Here is a 615-nt window from a genome sequence, read left to right on the forward strand (position 1 = left end):
AGGTATGGAAATTATACCTTACTCCCCCCCTTTTTTGTGCAATTTTGCTTGCACAATGCACAGGCCGTCTGAACGTTTCAGAAACGTCATCCCCGCGCAGGTGCGGGCGGCCTTTTTACCAACCGTCCCGCAAGGGGCTTTTTTAACGCCATACGAAAGGATTAATCATGGCAAAACAATCTGAAAACAAAACCGCCCTCGGCATCGCCTTGGACATCGAAGACGAAACCACGGGCGTTCCCGCGTCCTTCCACACCGTCGGCACGCTGTATCTGGACTTCGCCTCGGGCTACCACACGGCGACGATTCAAAGCTATTTCAGCAAGCGCGTGTATGAGTTGGGCAAACAGCCTGTCGGCGGCGGTACGCAGATTTCGCTGACCGGCCAACCGCCGCGCGGTGCGGACGTTGTCGACTGGGTGTTGCAGGCGGTGACGGCATCCGACGCGCAGGGCAGCCCGTTTGCGGGGGCGGAATTGGTTTACGCCGCCCTGTCCGCCGAAAAGGGCGAATAAGCCGCAGGCCGTCCGAATGCGTTTGCGAACGTTTCAGACGGCCTTTTTTATCCGAACACATGAAGGGAATCCTATGGCAATAGAGACAAGCGCGTCCGGC

At 57.2% G+C, this 615-nt stretch carries 2 protein-coding genes; both read left to right on the forward strand.

The annotated features are described in order from the left end of the window. Nucleotides 1–184, forward strand: a 184-nt coding sequence (locus ACLD9W_RS12420; protein WP_410842292.1) for a hypothetical protein, incomplete at its 5' end; no start/stop codon positions are given. Beyond that, nucleotides 168–515 carry a hypothetical protein gene (locus tag ACLD9W_RS12425; protein ID WP_410842293.1) on the forward strand — a complete coding sequence of 116 codons (348 nt, stop codon included), beginning with the start codon at nt 168–170 and terminating at the stop codon, nt 513–515. The genes ACLD9W_RS12420 and ACLD9W_RS12425, both read left to right, overlap by 17 nt. The last annotated feature ends 100 nt before the right edge of the window (nt 516–615 follow it).

Source organism: Neisseria sp. WLZKY-1, from assembly GCF_046546535.1.
Lineage (GTDB): Bacteria > Pseudomonadota > Gammaproteobacteria > Burkholderiales > Neisseriaceae > Neisseria.